This window comes from Clostridium boliviensis (genome assembly GCF_033342255.1).
GTDB classification, from domain to species: Bacteria; Bacillota; Clostridia; order Lachnospirales; family Lachnospiraceae; genus Lacrimispora; species Lacrimispora boliviensis.
Genome location: NZ_JAWONS010000331.1, coordinates 1 through 1,118, shown reverse-complemented (window position 1 = coordinate 1,118; position 1,118 = coordinate 1). Strand labels below are relative to the sequence as shown.

2 pseudogenes are annotated in these 1,118 nt (G+C 47.0%); both read left to right on the top strand.

Going from position 1 to position 1,118, the window contains the following annotated elements:
* Window positions 1-445 (top strand): annotated as a pseudogene (locus RZO55_RS25760) (collagen-like protein); the annotation flags it as partial.
* A 209-nt stretch (window positions 446-654) separates the two neighbouring features.
* Window positions 655-1,118, top strand: a pseudogene (locus RZO55_RS25755) (collagen-like protein); the annotation flags it as partial.

Below are 1,118 nucleotides of genomic sequence, written 5' to 3'. Positions count from 1 at the left end.
ACCTACTGGTGATACCGGACCTACTGGCGACACCGGACCTACTGGGCCGGTCGGCGTATTAGCCTTTGACAACAATAGCGGTGTAACCACTCCAATACCAGCAGCTACAGAGGTAACCGTTGCTACTTTAGCAGTACCTGTTACTACCGGTGATAATGTAAAAATTGACTATGGTATTGACTTGGAAAATACTGTAGGTGCAGCTTACACTTACGAAGCCGAATTAAGAATATACAGAGATGCTACTCTAATTTTTACGAGAACTTCAAGTTTCAATGGATCAGTTGCTGGCACGTTTGATGTAGCAATTGGAGACACTTATGTTGATACTGCTGTAGCTACTACTACTTCAACCTATGAATTAAGAGTAGAATATACTGTTGCTACTAACGTTACAACTGCTAATGCTGTTAATACTAACCTAAATGTAATAGTATTTATTTAACGTGAAAATTACAATGTTTTCCATTACACTACAATGATATACAAGTTAATCTGAATTCATTTTCAGCACGATTATAATGTTTCTAACAAACTTGACACTAATCACATATGATATGTTATAAAGGATTGAAAAAGCCCTTTATAATACAATTCACATCTACAAGGAATCATACAAGTAAAAAAATTACACCTTGACAGGAGGGAGTTATAATGAATAATTGTAGAGATTGGGACAGAAACCATTGTGGTTGCGGTGGTAATGGCGGCTATGGCGACAACGCCGGCTATGGCGGCCATGGCGGCCACGGCGGCTGCTGTTGCGTTGGACCAACCGGACCTCAGGGGCCAAGAGGATGCCCTGGACCAATGGGACCACAGGGACCAAGGGGATTTCAGGGTCCTACCGGACCTACTGGACCGCAAGGTATTCCAGGTCCTGATGGCCCTCAGGGTCCACAAGGACCACAGGGACCTGTAGGACCTCAAGGACCACAGGGTATACAAGGACCTACCGGCCCCACAGGACCTACTGGCTCTACTGGTGCTACCGGTGCTACCGGTGCTACCGGACCTACCGGACCTACCGGCGCTACCGGTGCTACCGGACCTACCGGACCTACCGGCGCTACTGGTGCTACTGGTGCTACCGGACCTACCGGACCCACCGGGCCTAC